The organism is Cellulomonas sp. McL0617, assembly GCF_049994875.1.
In the GTDB taxonomy this organism is placed as follows: Bacteria; Actinomycetota; Actinomycetes; order Actinomycetales; family Cellulomonadaceae; genus Cellulomonas.
In genome coordinates, this window is the sequence record NZ_CP188256.1 from 995016 (window position 1) to 1011117 (window position 16102).

Annotated in this window: 13 protein-coding genes; 12 read left to right on the forward strand and 1 reads right to left on the reverse strand. The window is 69.8% G+C overall.

Features of this window, described 5'->3' with window-relative positions; translation table 11 throughout:
• Window positions 1-23 precede the first annotated feature (23 nt).
• Window positions 24-689: a 4a-hydroxytetrahydrobiopterin dehydratase gene (locus ACPPVS_RS04420; RefSeq protein ID WP_426594801.1), complete on the forward strand. Its 666-nt coding sequence runs from the start codon at window positions 24-26 to the stop codon at window positions 687-689.
• Between the two features lie 75 nt (window positions 690-764).
• On the forward strand, window positions 765-2492 hold the full coding sequence (ilvD, locus tag ACPPVS_RS04425; RefSeq protein ID WP_426594802.1) for a dihydroxy-acid dehydratase: 1728 nt from the start codon (window positions 765-767) through the stop codon (window positions 2490-2492).
• A gap of 150 nt (window positions 2493-2642) precedes the next feature.
• On the opposite strand, the gene ACPPVS_RS04430 is transcribed toward ilvD, so the two are convergent.
• Window positions 2643-3812 (reverse strand): ROK family protein, encoded by a 1170-nt coding sequence (locus ACPPVS_RS04430; protein ID WP_426594803.1) that lies wholly within the window; start codon window positions 3810-3812, stop codon window positions 2643-2645.
• A gap of 101 nt (window positions 3813-3913) precedes the next feature.
• Here ACPPVS_RS04430 and ACPPVS_RS04435 point away from each other — a divergent pair, with 101 nt between their 5' ends.
• From ACPPVS_RS04435 to ilvC, 10 genes are all read left to right on the forward strand, one after another.
• Window positions 3914-6127, forward strand: coding sequence for an alpha-galactosidase (locus tag ACPPVS_RS04435; protein WP_426594804.1), 2214 nt, complete (start codon window positions 3914-3916; stop codon window positions 6125-6127).
• Window positions 6124-7383 carry an ABC transporter substrate-binding protein gene (locus ACPPVS_RS04440; RefSeq protein ID WP_426594805.1) on the forward strand — a complete coding sequence of 420 codons (1260 nt, stop codon included), beginning with the start codon at window positions 6124-6126 and terminating at the stop codon, window positions 7381-7383. Before ACPPVS_RS04435 ends, ACPPVS_RS04440 begins: the two co-directional genes overlap by 4 nt.
• Window positions 7380-8306, forward strand: coding sequence for a carbohydrate ABC transporter permease (locus ACPPVS_RS04445; RefSeq protein ID WP_426594806.1), 927 nt, complete (start codon window positions 7380-7382; stop codon window positions 8304-8306). The genes ACPPVS_RS04440 and ACPPVS_RS04445 overlap by 4 nt, the downstream gene beginning before the upstream one ends.
• Window positions 8306-9238: a carbohydrate ABC transporter permease gene (locus tag ACPPVS_RS04450; RefSeq protein ID WP_426594807.1), complete on the forward strand. Its 933-nt coding sequence runs from the start codon at window positions 8306-8308 to the stop codon at window positions 9236-9238. Before ACPPVS_RS04445 ends, ACPPVS_RS04450 begins: the two co-directional genes overlap by 1 nt.
• The gene (locus ACPPVS_RS04455; protein WP_426594809.1) at window positions 9235-10911 is read left to right on the forward strand and encodes a glycoside hydrolase family 13 protein; all 1677 of its coding nucleotides are present in this window, start codon (window positions 9235-9237) and stop codon (window positions 10909-10911) included. Before ACPPVS_RS04450 ends, ACPPVS_RS04455 begins: the two co-directional genes overlap by 4 nt.
• A 53-nt stretch (window positions 10912-10964) precedes the next feature.
• Window positions 10965-11693, forward strand: coding sequence for a DUF2306 domain-containing protein (locus ACPPVS_RS04460; RefSeq protein ID WP_426594810.1), 729 nt, complete (start codon window positions 10965-10967; stop codon window positions 11691-11693).
• Between the two features lie 51 nt (window positions 11694-11744).
• On the forward strand, window positions 11745-12323 hold the full coding sequence (locus ACPPVS_RS04465; RefSeq protein ID WP_426594811.1) for a pyridoxamine 5'-phosphate oxidase family protein: 579 nt from the start codon (window positions 11745-11747) through the stop codon (window positions 12321-12323).
• A gap of 236 nt (window positions 12324-12559) precedes the next feature.
• Complete coding sequence (locus tag ACPPVS_RS04470; RefSeq protein ID WP_426594812.1) at window positions 12560-14419, forward strand: acetolactate synthase large subunit; 1860 nt, start codon at window positions 12560-12562, stop codon at window positions 14417-14419.
• Window positions 14420-14424: 5 nt separating this feature from the next.
• Window positions 14425-14949, forward strand: coding sequence for an acetolactate synthase small subunit (gene ilvN / locus ACPPVS_RS04475; protein WP_426594813.1), 525 nt, complete (start codon window positions 14425-14427; stop codon window positions 14947-14949).
• Between the two features lie 71 nt (window positions 14950-15020).
• Window positions 15021-16049, forward strand: a complete 1029-nt coding sequence (gene ilvC / locus ACPPVS_RS04480; protein ID WP_426594814.1) for a ketol-acid reductoisomerase — start codon at window positions 15021-15023, stop codon at window positions 16047-16049.
• Window positions 16050-16102: the final 53 nt, after the last annotated feature.

Genomic DNA, 16102 nt, shown 5'->3' on the forward strand with positions numbered 1-16102 from the left:
CGCCCGATGGCAGGGTGGTGCGCATGACGCAGATCCTGAAGTGGTCGGTCGTCACCGACCGGGTCGACGACCGGCACTGGCGCGTGATCGGCGGTCGGTTGCGAGCCACGTTCGGTGCCGACGACTTCGCCGGTGCCGCCGCGTTCGTCGCGCGCATCGCCGAGGCGGCCGACGCCGCGAACCACCACCCGGACGTGCTGCTGCGCTGGGGCGAGGTGGCGGTGACCACGACCAGCCATGACGCGGGCGGCCTGACGCAACGGGACGTCGACCTCGCGGCGACCATCAGCGCCCTGGCGGACGAGCTGGGCCTGACCGGGAAGCCGCCGCGATCGGAGACCGTCGAGATCGCCATCGACGCGCTGGACATCCCGGCCGTCCGCCCGTTCTGGCAGGCGGTGCTGGCCTACGACGAGCGCGTCGTCGGCGACAGCAGCGAGCTGGCCGACCCGGCCGGTGTCGGGCCTACGTTCTGGTTCCAGCAGATGGACGAGCCGCGTCCGCAGCGCAACCGCATCCACCTCGACGTGCTGGTGCCGCACGACGAGGCCGAGGCCCGCGTCGCGGCATCGATCGCGGCCGGCGGGCACCTGGTCAACGACGGCTACGCGCCACGGTTCTGGGTGCTGGCCGACGTCGAAGGCAACGAGGCCTGCGTCTGCACCTGGCAGGGGCGCTCCAGGAGCTGAGGGCGTCCAGCATGTGGTTATCCGCAGGATGACCCGCGCTCGGAGCAACCGACCGGCAGTCCTACACTCGCGAACATGACCGTGACGTCCGACAACAAGGCCCCCACCTCCAACGGCGTCGACATCAAGCCCCGCTCGCGCACCGTCACCGACGGTCTCGAGGCGACGGCCGCACGCGGCATGCTCCGCGCGGTCGGGCTCGGTGACGACGACTTCGCCAAGCCGCAGATCGGCGTCGCGAGCTCGTGGAACGAGATCACGCCCTGCAACCTGTCGCTCCAGCGCCTCGCCCAGGCGGTCAAGAGCGGCGTGCACGCGGGCGGTGGCTACCCGCTCGAGTTCGGCACCATCTCGGTCTCGGACGGCATCTCGATGGGCCACGAGGGCATGCACTTCTCCCTGGTGAGCCGCGACATCATCGCCGACTCGGTGGAGACCGTGATGCAGGCCGAGCGCCTCGACGGCTCCGTGCTGCTGGCCGGCTGCGACAAGTCGCTGCCCGGAATGCTCATGGCCGCGGCCCGCCTCGACCTGGCGAGCGTCTTCCTCTACGCGGGGTCGATCGCGCCGGGCTGGGTCAAGCTGTCGGACGGCACCGAGAAGGACGTCACGATCATCGACGCCTTCGAAGCCGTCGGTGCCTGCGCCGCCGGGCTCATGAGCCGCGAGGACGTGGGCCGCATCGAGCGTGCCATCTGTCCCGGCGAGGGAGCGTGCGGCGGCATGTACACGGCCAACACGATGGCGTCGGTCGCCGAGGCCATGGGCATGTCGCTGCCCGGCTCGGCCGCCCCGCCCAGCGCCGACCGTCGTCGCGACGCCTTCGCCTTCAAGTCGGGCGAGGCCGTCGTCGAGCTGCTGCGTCGGGGGATCACGGCCCGCCAGATCATGACCAAGGAGGCGTTCGAGAACGCCATCGCCGTGGTGATGGCGTTCGGCGGCTCGACCAACGCGGTCCTGCACCTGCTGGCCATCGCGCACGAGGCCGAGGTCGACCTCACGCTCGCCGACTTCTCCCGCGTCGCGGCGAAGGTGCCGCACCTGGGCGACCTCAAGCCGTTCGGCCGCTACGTCATGAACGACATCGACCGCATCGGCGGCGTCCCGGTCGTCATGAAGGCCCTTCTCGACGCCGGTCTGCTGCACGGCGACTGCCTGACCGTGACCGGCAAGACGGTGGCCGAGAACCTGGCCGACGTGAACCCGCCGGACCCGGACGGCAAGATCCTGCGCGCCCTCTCCAACCCGATCCACAAGACCGGCGGCATCACGATCCTGCACGGCTCGCTGGCCCCCGAGGGCGCCGTCGTGAAGTCCGCGGGGTTCGACTCCGACGTCTTCGAGGGCACCGCCCGCGTCTTCGAGCGCGAGCGCCACGCGCTGGACGCCCTGGAGGCCGGCACGATCGTCGCCGGCGACGTCGTCGTCATCCGCTACGAGGGCCCCAAGGGCGGACCGGGCATGCGCGAGATGCTCGCCATCACCGGGGCGATCAAGGGCGCCGGCCTCGGCAAGGACGTGCTCCTGCTCACCGACGGACGCTTCTCCGGCGGCACCACCGGCCTGTGCGTCGGGCACGTGGCGCCCGAGGCCGTCGACGGCGGTCCGATCGCGTTCGTCAAGGACGGCGACCGGATCCGTCTCGACATGGCCAACGAGCTGCTCGAGGTGCTGGTGCCGGCCGAGGAGCTCGAGGCGCGCAAGGACGGCTGGGAGCCGCTGCCGGCCAAGTACACCCGCGGCGTCCTGGCCAAGTACGCCAAGCTGGTGCAGTCGGCGTCCAAGGGCGCTGTCCTCATCTGACCGGGCTCGGGACGAGCGCAGGCGTTCGACTGCGGCACCCTGGTCGGCCCCGGAGGCGGACGGCGCCCTGAGCGGCGTCGCGCGCTCCGCCCTGCGGGGCCCGCCACGGTCGTGGCGCTTGATCTGGAACGTGACCTCGGCGGGAACCGTCTACGGGCTGCGCAGGACGAAGTCCTGCAGGGCGACCACCGCGGCGCCGCGGGCCCACTGCGTGAAGTCGCCGGGCCGCACCACCACGTCCAGCACCGACGCACGCGGGTCGCGCTCGCGGTCGATGGAGTCCTGCAGAGCCTCCCCTCCGACGGTCGCGAGCGCGATGCCCTCGCCCGTCAGCACGATGCGGTCGGGCATGGTGAGGTTGGCGACGGCGGCGACGAGCCGGCCGAGCCCGCGCGCGGCCTCGTCGACCAGCTGCCTGGCCACGGCGTCGCCCTGCTCGGCGAGGACCATCAGCTCGTCGTAGCCGATCCGACGACCGTGCGCCAAGCTCGCCTGCCGGGTCAGCGACGGGATGGTGAGCACCGCGGTCGCGCATCCGCGGTGGCCCTCGGCGCACAGGGGACCGTTCGGGTCGACGGGGAAGTGCCCGACGAGCCCGAGGCCCATGTCGGGATGAGTGCGCACTCGATCGTGCACGACCAGCCCATAGCCGACGCCTGCACCCACGGTGAGCACGGCGAACGTGTGGAGACCGCGACCCGCACCGAACCAGTGCTCCGCGGCGGTCAGGGCGGCGACGTCGTTCTCGACGACGCACGGCAGGCCGGTGCGTTCGGCGAGCAGCTCCCCGAATGGCACGTCGTGCCAGTCGAGGAACGGCGCGATCCGCACCGTCGACCGGTCGGGCGAGTGGCCACCGAGGCCGACCCCGATGCCGACGACGCGCGGCGTGTCGGCCAGCTCGGCGGCCACCAGGGCGACCCGGTCGGCCACGGCGTCGGGCTCGTGCGAGTCGAGGTCGACGGTCCGCGCGGCGATGACGGCGCCGCCGAGGTCGACCAGCACCGCGTGCGCGGCCTCGCCCGTGAGCTTCACGCCGACGAAGGCGTGCGACGACCGATCGACGTCCAGCGGCTGCCCAGGACGGCCCGCGGTCGTGTCGGCGCGTCCCGTCGACTCCACCAGCAGGCCGCGCTCCACCAGCGGCTTGGTGAGCCTGGACAAGGTCGCCTGGGAGAGGTCGAGGCGCCGGGCGAGCTCGGCTCGGGAGAGCGGTCCTCGCAGAAGGACCTCGAGCGCGACGTCGAGAGCCGTGCCGCCCTCGGGTGTCCAGGCGGGTGGACCCCCCTCAGGCATCCCCGCGAACGGCTTGGGCACCATGGCTCCATCTTGGCAGATTGTTCCGCATCGGATGCAAATATCCGTCGAATTGCGCGTTCATGTGGCGTAGGTCACACTCAAGCCTGTACGTTCCTTCCACTATGGAACTATTCACCCGCGCCGAAGGGGTCGCCGTGCCCGTCCTGTCCCGCACCTCCGCGCCCCTGCAGCTGCGTGCCGGCGGCACGAGCCTCGTGGTGGACGTCCGGGGCGACGGCTTGCCCCGGATCGTCCACTGGGGCGCGGACCTAGGCGTGATGTCGGGCGAGGCGCTCGTCGCGCTGGCGGACGCCCAGGTGCCGCAGCGCGTCAGCGGCGGACTGGACGCTCCCGTCCCGGTCGCGGTGCTCCCTGAGCACGCCGCGGGCTGGCTCGGCACGCCTGGGTTGGCCGGCCATCGCGCCGGCAGCGACTTCGCGCCGCGACTGAGGATGCTGGAGCTCGAGCAGGCCGAGGAGCGCCTCGTCGCGCATGCCGCTGACGAACGGGCCGGCTTGCGGGCGACCCTGGAGATCGAGGTCACGTCGTCCGGTCTTGTGCGCCTGCGTGCCACCGTGCACAACACCGGCGGCACCGCGTTCGACGTCGAGGCCGTCCTGCCGACGCTCCCCGTGCCGGACACCGCCACCGAGCTGCTGGACACGACGGGTCGGCACCTGCGCGAGCGCAGCCCGCAGCGACTGCCGTTCGTCGTCGGCACGCACCTGCGCGAGAGCCGCCGGGGGCGGCCGGGAGCCGACGCGACGCTCCTGCTCGTGGCGGGAGAGGAAGGCTTCGGGGCGCGGTCCGGCCGAGTCTGGGGGGTGCACGTCGCGTGGAGCGGCAACCACCGCGTGCTGGCGGAGCGGGCCATCTCGGGGGAGAGCCTGCTCGGGGGCGGTGAGCTCCTGCTGCCCGGTGAGGTCCGCCTGGAGCCGGGGGAGTCGTACGAGTCGCCCTGGCTGTACGGCAGCCACGGCGACGGGCTCGACGAGCTGGCGTCCCGGTTCCACGACCACCTGCGTGCGCGACCGCACCACCCCCGCACGCCCCGACCGGTCACGCTCAACACCTGGGAGGCGGTGTACTTCGACCACGACCTCGACCGCCTCACCGAGCTGGCCGGGCTCGCGGCCGGGCTGGGCGTCGAACGGTTCGTGCTCGACGACGGCTGGTTCGGGTCGCGGCGAGACGACAGCCGCGGGCTCGGCGACTGGTACGTGTCGCCCGAGGTGTGGCCCGAGGGGCTGCACCCGCTCGCCGACCACGTGACGGCGCTCGGCATGCAGTTCGGCCTGTGGGTCGAGCCGGAGATGGTCAACCCGGACTCCGACCTCGCGCGGGCCCACCCGGACTGGATCCTCGGTCCGCCGGACCGCGTCCCTCCCTCGTCGCGCCGGCAGCAGGTGCTCGACCTGGCGCACCCGGACGCGTTCGACCACATCCTCAGCCGGCTCGACGCGCTGCTCGTCGAGTACCCGATCGCCTACCTCAAGTGGGACCACAACCGCGACCTGGTCGACGCCGGCCACGGTCCGCTCGGGACGGCGGGCGTGCACGGTCAGACCCTCGCGGTCTACCGGCTGCTCGACATCGTGCGCGGACGCCACCCGGGTCTCGAGATCGAGTCCTGTGCGGCCGGCGGTGCGCGCGTCGACCTCGCGATCCTCGAGCGCACCGACCGGGTGTGGGCGAGCGACTGCATCGACCCGATCGAGCGCGAGCAGATCCAGCGCTGGACGGAGCTGCTCCTGCCCCCCGAGCTGATCGGCGAGCATGTGGGCGCCCCCGTCTCGCACTCGACCGGACGGCAGCACACGCTCGACTTCCGCGCCGCCTCCGCGTTCTTCGGTCACCTCGGGGTGGAGTGGGACGTCTCGCGTGCCACCGACGAGGAGCGCGCTCGGCTGGCCGAGTGGATCGCCGCGCACAAGGCTCTGCGCGGACTGCTGCACACCGGTCGCCGCGTCCATGCGGACCACCCCGACCCAGCCCTGCGGGTCCACGGCGTCGTCGCCGTCGACCAGGGCGAGGCCGTCTATGCGGTCGTCCAGCTGACGACGACCCTCACCTATCCGAGCGGGTGGCTCCGGCTGCCCGGTCTCGATCCGGACGGCGTCTACGACGTGCGCCCGCTCCCGCCCGGGAACCGCATCGAAGGCACGGGCCAGAGCCCGTTGCCCTGGTGGACGGACGGCGTCCGGATGTCCGGGTACGCACTGTCCGAGGTCGGGGTTCGTGCTCCCGTCCTCTACCCCGAGCGCTCCGTGCTGGTCCGGGCCACGCGCATCGACGCGCCGCAGCCCGCGCACATCTCCCCAGGAGGCATCGCATGACCTCATACCGGGCCCGTCTTGCCGCGTGCCTCGCAGCGGCGGCCCTCGTCGTCCCCCTCGCTGCATGCTCCAGCAACGACGGACGCGAGACCATCCAGTTCTTTCAGTTCAAGGGTGAGGCAAAGCAGTACTTCGAGGACCTCACCGCACAGTTCGAGAAGCAGAACCCCGACATCAAGGTCGTCATCCAGAACGTCGCCGACCCCGAGACCGCCTTGCGTACTCGCTTGGTCAAGAACGACGTACCGGACGTCATGACGCTCAACGGCAATGGCACCTACGGCGAGTTCGCGTCGGCGGGGATCTTCAAGGACTTCCGGGACGACCCCCTCCTCAAGGAGATCAACCCCGGGTACATCAAGGTCGTGAAGGCGCTCGGTGAGAGCAGTCCGGACGCGGTCAACGGGATCCCCTTCGCGGCGAACGCCTCGGGCATCTTGTACAACGAGGCTCTGTTCAAGCAGGAGGGTGTGGCCGTCCCGACCACGTGGGACGAGCTCCTCGCCGCGGCGAAGAAGTTCAAGGCCGCGGGCATCACACCCTTCTACGGGATGCTCAAGGACGCATGGACCCCGCAGTCGCCGCTCGCGCCCTTGACGGCCCAGACCGCGCCGGCGAACTTCTTCCAGGACCGGTTCGCGGACAAGACCACGTTCTCCAAGGGCTGGCGGACGGCGATCGACGAGCTCGGCGAGCTGTATCAATACACGCAGCCGGATCCCGGGGCGTTCGGGTACCAGGACGGCACCCGAGCCTTCGCCGAGGGCGAGTCCGCGATGCTGCTGCTCGGCAGCTACGCCGTGCCGCAGATCCGGACGTTCAAGCCGAAGTTCACGGTCGGCTCATTCGCGCTGCCGGCCACCAACGACGCCGCCAAGACCACGCTCGTCTCGGGTGTGGACGTCCTCGTCACGCAAGGTGCGCACTCGAAGCACGCCGAGGCGTCGGAGAAGTTCATCCGGTTCCTGATGCAGCCCGACGTGGTGCAGAAGTACTCCGAGGCGCAGGTCGCGATCCCCGCGATCGCAGGCGCCTCCAACAACGACCCGGCGCTCGAGGGCATCCAGTCGTACATCGACGACGGGCGGTTGGTGGGGTTCACCGACCACCAGTTCATCCCGGCGATCCCCTTGGCGCCGCTGCTGCAGGAGTACCTCACCGACAAGGACGCCAACAAGATGCTCACCAAACTCGACGAGAGCTGGGACAAGGTCGCCGCGCGACGCACCTGGGGACTCGGGGCGGTGAAGTCATGACCACCACCGAGGAGCGGGTCAAGCCACCCGTCGACACCCCGCCGGTGAAGCGCAGAGGCATAGCGTCACGCACCCCCAGGACCTTCTACTGGATGGTGCTGCCGGCGTTCGCACTGTTCTTCCTCTTCCACACCGTCCCTGTGCTGCAGGGCATCTTCTACAGCTTCACGGACTCACCCGGGTACGGGCCGTACAACTTCGTCGGCTGGGCCAACTACAAGGCGTTGTTCTCGGACGACCGCGTCCGGCACTCCTACCTGTTCACCTTCCAGTTCGCGATCGTCGCGACGATCCTGGTCAACGTCATCGCGCTCTCGATCGCGGTGGCGCTGAACAGCAGGATCAAGTTCAAGACGTCGCTGCGGGCCGTGTACTTCGTGCCGCAGATCCTGTCGATCATCGTCATCGGCTACGTGTTCCAGTACCTGTTCACGTTCTCGATCCCGGCGATCGCGAAGGCGATGGGCAACGAGAAGTTCTCGTCGTCGATCCTGGCGGACCCGAGCCTGGCCTGGATCGCCATCGTGATCCTGGCGGTGTGGCAGGCGGCGGCGTTCAACATCATCTTGTACATCGCCGGGCTGCAGACAGTGCCGCCCGAGCTCTACGAGGCCGCGTCGTTGGACGGCGCGTCCGCCTGGCGGAAGTTCCGCAGCATCACGTTCCCGATGATCTCGGCGTTCTTCACCATCAACATGGTCCTGGCGCTCAAGGGCTTCCTGCAGGTGTTCGACCACGTGATCGCCCTCACGGGCGGCGGACCAGGGACGGCGACCGAGTCGGTCTCCGTCCTCATCTACAAGGGCGGCTTCCAGGGTGGTGAGTTCGGCTACCAGATGGCCAACTCGGTGATCTTCATGATCGTCATCATCCTGTTCGCGCTCGTCCAGCTCCGAGTCCTGCAGCGTCGAGAGGTGTCGTGATGAGCGCCCCGGTCCTGACCGATCGCCCGGCCAGCGAAGAGATCGTCCTGACGGGCGACGCCCTGCCGCCCAAGGTCGCCAAGCGCCGTCGGCAGCGCGACGGGGACGGCGACGAGGGCGGCAAGCGGAACTGGTGGCTCACGGGCCTCCTGATCTTCCTGTCGCTCAGCATCCTCGTGCCGATGTACCTCGTGGTGGTCACGGCGCTCAAGACGCCCGACCAGCTCACGGGCGCGGGGTTCACCTGGCCGAACCCGATCCGGTGGGCCAACTTCAGTGACGCCTGGAAGCTGACCAACTTCGGCCGGTCGTTCCTGAACAGCGCCATCATCACGGTCTGCTCGGTGACGCTGACGCTGCTGACCAACTCGATGATCGCCTACGCGATCGCCCGCAACATGCACAAGAGGCTGTTCAAGGGCCTGTTCTTCTACTTCATCGCGGCCCTGTTCATCCCGTTCCCGATCATCATGCTGACCGTGGCGAAGCTGACCGCCCAGCTGCACCTGGACAACCAGATCGGCCTGATCCTGCTGTACGTGGTGTTCGGGCTGTCGTTCAACATCTTCGTGTACGTCGCCTACATCCAGTCGATCCCGAAGGAGCTGGAAGAGGCCGCGGTGATGGACGGCGCCAACACGTGGACGGTGTTCTGGAAGGTGATCTTCCCGCTGCTCACGCCGATCAACGCGACCGTCGGGATCCTCGCCGCAATCTGGGCCTGGAACGACTTCCTGCTGCCCCTGATCATCGTGTCCGACCCCCGAGGCGCCACGATCCCGCTCCAGCAGTACGTTTTCCAGAGCCAGTTCAGCAGCAACTACACCGTCGCCTTCGCGTCGTACCTGATGGCGATGATTCCCATGATCCTCGTCTACGTCTTCGCGCAGCGGTGGGTCATCTCCGGCGTGACGAGAGGTGCCATCAAGTGAGCTGGAGCGCCCAGGATGCGCCGTGGTGGACCCGAGCCGTCGTCTACCAGGTGTACCCGCGGTCGTTCGCGGACTCGAACGGTGACGGGATCGGTGACCTGCCCGGAGTCCTGATGCACCTCGACCACCTCGTCGAGCTCGGCGTGGACGTCGTCTGGCTGTCGCCGGTCTACGCCTCCCCGCAGGACGACAACGGCTACGACATCAGTGACTACCAGTCAGTCGACCCGATGTTCGGCACGCTGGACGACCTCGACGCCTTGATCACGGCCCTGCACGCGCGGGGCATGAAGCTCGTCATGGACCTCGTCGTGAACCACACCTCCGACGAGCACCCGTGGTTCGTCGAGTCCCGCGACCCGACGAGCCCGAAGCGGGACTGGTACTGGTGGCGCCCGCCCCGTGCGGGCCTGGAGGCGGGGGCGCCGGGCGCCGAGCCGACCAACTGGGGCTCGTTCTTCTCGGGGCCGGTCTGGGAGCTGGACGAGCCGAGCGGCGAGTACTACCTGCACCTGTTCGCCCGCAAGCAGCCGGACCTCAACTGGGAGAACGACGAGGTCCGGCAGGCCGTCTACGCCATGATGCGCTGGTGGCTCGACCGCGGGGTGGACGGCTTCCGCATGGACGTCATCAACATGATCTCCAAGGACGTCTCGCTGCCCGACGGACCGGTGAGCCACGGCGTGTGGGCCGACGGTTCGGCGTCGTACGTCTGCGGCCCGCGGATCCACGAGTTCCTGGCGGAGATGCACCGGGAGGTGTTCGCCGGCCGTCCGGACCGGTTGCTGACCGTGGGCGAGATGCCGGGCGTCACGGTCGACCAGGCCCGGGACTTCACGGACCCGTCGCGCGCCGAGGTCGACATGGTGTTCCAGTTCGAGCACGTCGGTCTCGACCACGGTCCGGGAGGCAAGTTCGACGTGCACCCGCTGCGGCTGGCTGACCTCAAGGCGTCGTTCGGCCGCTGGCAGACCGGACTGGCCGAGGCGGGCTGGAACAGCCTCTACTGGGACAACCACGACCAGCCGCGCGTGGTGTCCCGGTTCGGCGACGACGGACGGTTCCGACGAGAGTCCGCGACGATGCTCGCGACCGTCCTGCACCTGCATCGCGGCACCCCGTACGTCTACCAGGGTGAGGAGCTCGGGATGACGAACGCGCACTTCACGCGCCTCGACCAGTACCGCGACATCGAGACGCTGCGGCACGTGGCGGAGTCGGGGTCGATGGTGGGCATCGCCGAGATGGGGCGTGACAACGCCCGCACCCCGATGCAGTGGTCGACCGGCCCGAACGCCGGTTTCACCACCGGCACCCCGTGGATCGACGTCAACGCGAACTTCGGCGTCGTCAACGCCGTCGCCGAGCGCGCGGACCCGGACTCGGTGTTCCACCACTACCGCCGTCTGGTCGCCCTGCGGCACGACGACCCGGTCGTGGCGCTCGGCGACTTCACGATGCTGCTGCCCGACCACGAGCACGTCTACGCCTTCACGCGCTCGTTCGACGGGGTCACCCTCACGGTCCTCGGCAACTTCTCCGGGTCGTCGCAGGACGTCTCGCTCGCCGACGACCCGGGCGAGCTGATCCTGTCCAACTACGCGGCGCCGGCCCCGCCGCTGCGCCCGTGGGAGGCGCGCGTCTACCGGCGTGGGGGTCAGCCACCGTCCTAGCGCGTGGGTTCGCCCCACAGACGCTGACCTGCGGCGATCCCTAGCGTCGAGACATGACGACGACAGGCGCACCGCCCCGCACCGCTCGGTCGGTCGGCACGGCTCCGCGCAACCGGGTCGGCTGGACGTGGATCCTGCTCTCGTCGCTCGCGATCGCGGTCTACGCGGTCAGCCCGTACCTCACCACACCGCTCCACGAGCTGGCCGGCGACAAGGTCGGCCTCGCCGCCGCCTACGAGGGCAAGCCCGCCTGGGTGCACGCCGTGTTCTACGCCCACGTCGGCGCCGGTGGGATCGCGCTGGTGCTGGCCCCGGTCCAGTTCTGGGCAGGCCTGCGCGACCGCTTCCGGGTCGTGCACCGAGCGGTCGGCCGCCTGTACCTCGTCGCGGTGCTGGTGGCAGGGGTGGCGGCGCTGACTCTCGCCCCGGTCAACTCCGCGGGGATGGTCGGGTTCTTCGGGTTCGGCACCCTGGCGATCCTCTGGGTCGGTACGGGCTGGCGCGGCTACCACGCGATCCGGGGCGGCGACGTGCCGAGCCACCAGGCCTGGATGATCCGCAACGTCGCGCTGACCTACGCCGCCGTCACGCTGCGCCTCTGGACCGGGTTGCTCATGGGGCTGCAGTCGCCGTGGATCTCGTCGGGCGCCGACGCGGACGCGGCGTTCGCCAACGCCTACGCGGCCGTCCCGTTCCTCTGCTTCCTGCCCAACCTGGTGGTCGCCGAGTGGCTGGTCCGGCGCCGCCGCCTGCCCTCATTCCGGCTGGTGAGCCCCGCCTGAATCCGGTGGACGGCCGGACGTAGGCTCGAGGCAACCGGGAGGAGAGCTGTCGTGGGCAAGGTGCACGAGAAGATCGACGGCCGGCTGCGGACGTTCATCGAGGCGCAGCCGATGTTCTTCGTCGCGACCGCGCCGAGCGGCCCGGACGGGCACGTGAACGTCTCGCCCAAGGGGATCGGGGGGACCTTCGTGGTGCTCGACGAGCACTCGGTGGCCTACCTGGACATCACGGCCAGCGGCTCGGAGACCATCGCGCACCTGCGCGAGAACGGCCGCATCACGATCATGTTCTGCGCGTTCCAGGGGCCGCCCAACATCGTCCGGCTGCACGGTCGCGGCCGCTTCGTCACGCTCTACGACGAGGGCTTCGACGAGCTGTCCGCGCTGTTCCCGCCGACCGCCGGGGCCCGCGCGGTGATCGTCGTGGACGTCGAGCGGGTCGCGGACTCGTGCGGGTACGGCGTCCCGCTGATGAGCCTGGACGGCGAGCGCGACCTGCTGCCGCCGTACATGGAGCGCAAGGGCGTCGAGGGTCAGGCGGACTACCGCCGGCTCAAGAACCGCACCAGCATCGACGGGCTGCCCGCGTTCGACATGGATCCCGAATCGGCCGACGCGTCCGCCCACTGATCACGTGAACCACGATGTGAGACGCGCTGCCGGTGGCGTGACATGCACGAGACCTGGGCGTACTGTCGTCCCCGTGCACATCACCCTCGTCGTAGTACTTCCTGAGCGCGCCGGCTGAAGCCTCCCGCACAGGCCTCGTCAGCGCGCTCGCCCCTCGTCCAGCCCGTTCCGTGGCTCGAGGGGCTTTTCTGTGTTCATCGCCAGCCAGCACCAACGCAGCACCCAGGGAGACATCGATGGTCCAGGGCCCACACCCGGCACCGCCGCGCACGCCCACCTCCGCCCCGACGACGGCGGCCGTCACCACGCCCCGACTCCCCGCAGCCACCACCAGCGCGATCGGGCCCGAGCAGGTCACCGGCGCGCAGTCGATCGTCCGCTCGCTCGAGGAGGCCGGTGCCGAGGTCGTCTTCGGCATCCCGGGCGGCGCGATCCTGCCCACGTACGACCCGCTCATGGACTCCACGCGCCTGCGCCACATCCTGGTGCGCCACGAGCAGGGCGGCGGCCACGCGGCCGCGGGCTATGCCGCGGCGACCGGCCGCGTGGGCGTCTGCATGGCGACCTCGGGCCCCGGGGCGACGAACCTGGTGACCCCCATCGCCGACGCGCACATGGACTCCGTGCCGCTGGTCGCGATCACCGGGCAGGTGGGTGCGTCCCTCATCGGCACCGACGCGTTCCAGGAGGCCGACATCGTCGGCATCACGCTCCCGGTGACCAAGCACAACTACCTCGTCACTGACCCGGACGACATCCCGCGCGTGATCGCCGAGGCGTTCCACATCGCCTCGACCGGCCGTCCCGGTCCGGTGCTCGTCGACATCGCGAAGTCGGCCATGCAGGCGCGCACCACGTTCTCGTGGCCGCAGGAGCTCAACCTGCCCGGCTACCACCCGGTGACCAAGCCGCACGCCAAGCAGATCCGTGAGGCGGCGCGGCTGATCGCCACGTCGCGCAAGCCGGTGTTCTACGTCGGGGGAGGTGTCATCCGGGCACGCGCGGCCGCCGAGCTCAAGGCGCTGACCGAGGCCGCCGGCGCCCCGGTGGTGACCACGCTGATGGCCCGCGGCGCCCTGCCGGACTCGCACCCGCAGAACCTGGGCATGCCCGGCATGCACGGCACGGTCGCGGCCGTCGCCGCGCTGCAGAAGGCGGACCTGATCGTGGCGCTCGGCGCCCGGTTCGACGACCGCGTGACCGGCCTGCTGTCGAGCTTCGCGCCCGGCGCGACCATCGTGCACGCCGACATCGACCCCGCGGAGATCGGCAAGAACCGCACGGCGGACGTGCCGATCGTCGGGGATCTCAAGGAGGTCATGGCCGACCTGCTGCCCGAGCTCGCCCGCGAGCACGTCCAGCACGGCAAGCCGGACCTCGAGGGATGGTGGCGCCAGCTCGACGAGTGGCGCGCGACGTTCCCGCTCGGGTACGACGAGCCGGCCGACGGCCACCTGTCGCCGCAGTACGTCATCTCGCGCATCGGCGAGCTGTCCGGGCCGGAGTCGATCTTCGCGGCCGGCGTCGGCCAGCACCAGATGTGGGCCGCGCAGTTCATCAAGTACCAGCGGCCCAACTCGTGGCTGAACTCCGGCGGCCTCGGCACCATGGGCTACGCGGTGCCGGCGGCCATGGGGGCCAAGGTGGGCGACCCGTCGCGCACCGTGTGGGCGATCGACGGCGACGGCTGCTTCCAGATGACCAACCAGGAGCTCGCCACCTGCACGATCAACGGCATCCCGATCAAGGTCGCCATCATCAACAACTCGTCGCTGGGCATGGTCCGCCAGTGGCAGACGCTGTTCTACGAGTCCCGCTACTCCAACACCGACCTGAACACCGGGCACGGCACGGTGCGGATCCCGGACTTCGTGAAGATGGCCGACGCCTATGGGTGTGCGGGTCTGCGCTGCGAGACGGCCGCGGACGTCGACTCGACCATCAAGCGCGCCCTCGAGATCAACGACCAGCCCGTGGTCATCGACTTCACCGTGTCGCGCGACGCGATGGTGTGGCCGATGGTCGCGGCGGGCGTGAGCAACGACAACATCCAGTACGCGCGTGGGATCAGCCCCGCGTGGGACCGCGAGGAGTGACTGAGATGAACCGCCACACGCTGTCGGTCCTCGTCGAGAACAAGCCCGGCGTGCTCACGCGCGTCGCCGGCCTGTTCGCGCGACGGTCCTTCAACATCCACTCCCTCGCGGTCGGTCCTACCGAGCACGACGAGATCTCGCGCATCACGGTGGTCGTCGACGTCGACGAGCACCCGCTCGAGCAGGTGACCAAGCAGCTGAACAAGCTGATCAACGTCATCAAGATCGTCGAGCTCGAGGACGCCGCCTCCGTGCAGCGCGAGCTCATGCTGGTCAAGGTCAAGGCCGACACCACGCAGCGCACCAGCGTGCTCGAGGTCGTCCAGCTCTTCCGCGCGCACGTCGTCGACGTCGTCCCGGACACCGTCGTCATCGAGGCGACCGGCGGCCCGGGCAAGCTCGATGCCCTGCTCGCCGCCCTGGAGCCCTTCGGGATCCGCGAGATCGTGCAGTCCGGCACGGTGGCGATCGGGCGCGGCTCGCGCTCCATCACCGACCGCGCCCTGGAGCGGGTCAACAGGTCTGCCTGAAGATCCGCCTGAGCATTCCTTTCCGTCAGCAGCAAGCAAGCAGAAGAACCACACACCGAGGAGATTCCACCGTGGCCGAGCTGTTCTACGACGACGATGCCGACCTGTCCGTCATCGCCAACAAGAAGGTCGCCGTCATCGGCTACGGCAGCCAGGGGCACGCGCACAGCCTCAACCTGCGCGACTCCGGCGTCGACGTGACCGTCGGCCTTCGCGAGGGCTCGGCGTCCCGCGCCAAGGCCGAGAACCAGGGCCTCAAGGTCGCCTCGATCGCCGACGCCGTGCGCGACGCCGACGTCGTCGTCATCCTGGCGCCGGACCAGTTCCAGCGGATCGTGTACCGCGAGGAGATCGAGCCCAACCTGAAGGACGGCGCCGCGCTGGTCTTCGGGCACGGGTTCAACATCCGCTTCGGCTACATCAAGCCGTCCGCGGGTCTCGACGTGATCATGGTCGCGCCCAAGGGCCCCGGTCACCTCGTGCGCCGCGAGTACGTGGACGGTCGTGGCGTCCCGGTCATCGTGGCCGTCGAGCAGGACGCGTCGGGCGAGGCGTGGCCGCTGGCCCTGTCCTACGCCAAGGCGATCGGCGGGCTGCGTGCCGCCGGCATCAAGACGACCTTCACCGAGGAGACCGAGACCGACCTGTTCGGTGAGCAGGCCGTGCTGTGCGGTGGCGTCTCGCAGCTCATCCAGTACGGCTTCGAGACCCTGACCGAGGCCGGCTACCAGCCCGAGGTCGCCTACTTCGAGGTCCTGCACGAGCTGAAGCTGATCGTCGACCTCATCTTCGAGGGTGGCATCACCAAGCAGCGCTGGTCGGTGTCCGACACCGCCGAGTACGGCGACTACGTGTCCGGCCCCCGCGTCATCACGCCCGACGTGAAGGCCAACATGCAGGCCGTGCTGGCCGACATCCAGTCGGGGGCGTTCGCCGACCGGTTCATCGCCGACCAGGACGCCGGCGCCCCGGAGTTCAAGGCCCTGCGCGAGAAGGGTCAGAACCACCCGATCGAGCCCGTCGGCCGCGAGCTGCGCAAGCTGTTCGCCTGGGTCAAGCCGTCGGACTCCGACTACGTCGAGGGCAGCGCCGCGCGCTGACCGGTCCACGCACCACCCCGAACGGCACCGCCGGCCTGGCCCGCGGTGCCGTT

Excerpts from the sequence above, each read along its gene's own strand:
- ACPPVS_RS04420 (WP_426594801.1), top strand. The coding sequence starts at position 24 with ATGACGCAGATCCTGAAGTGGTCGGTCGTCACCGACCGGGTCGACGAC.
- ilvD (WP_426594802.1), top strand. The coding sequence starts at position 765 with ATGACCGTGACGTCCGACAACAAGGCCCCCACCTCCAACGGCGTCGAC.
- ACPPVS_RS04430 (WP_426594803.1), bottom strand. The coding sequence starts at position 3,812 with ATGGTGCCCAAGCCGTTCGCGGGGATGCCTGAGGGGGGTCCACCCGCC.
- ACPPVS_RS04435 (WP_426594804.1), top strand. The coding sequence starts at position 3,914 with ATGGAACTATTCACCCGCGCCGAAGGGGTCGCCGTGCCCGTCCTGTCC.
- ACPPVS_RS04440 (WP_426594805.1), top strand. The coding sequence starts at position 6,124 with ATGACCTCATACCGGGCCCGTCTTGCCGCGTGCCTCGCAGCGGCGGCC.
- ACPPVS_RS04445 (WP_426594806.1), top strand. The coding sequence starts at position 7,380 with ATGACCACCACCGAGGAGCGGGTCAAGCCACCCGTCGACACCCCGCCG.
- ACPPVS_RS04450 (WP_426594807.1), top strand. The coding sequence starts at position 8,306 with ATGAGCGCCCCGGTCCTGACCGATCGCCCGGCCAGCGAAGAGATCGTC.
- ACPPVS_RS04460 (WP_426594810.1), top strand. The coding sequence starts at position 10,965 with ATGACGACGACAGGCGCACCGCCCCGCACCGCTCGGTCGGTCGGCACG.
- ACPPVS_RS04470 (WP_426594812.1), top strand. The coding sequence starts at position 12,560 with ATGGTCCAGGGCCCACACCCGGCACCGCCGCGCACGCCCACCTCCGCC.
- ilvN (WP_426594813.1), top strand. The coding sequence starts at position 14,425 with ATGAACCGCCACACGCTGTCGGTCCTCGTCGAGAACAAGCCCGGCGTG.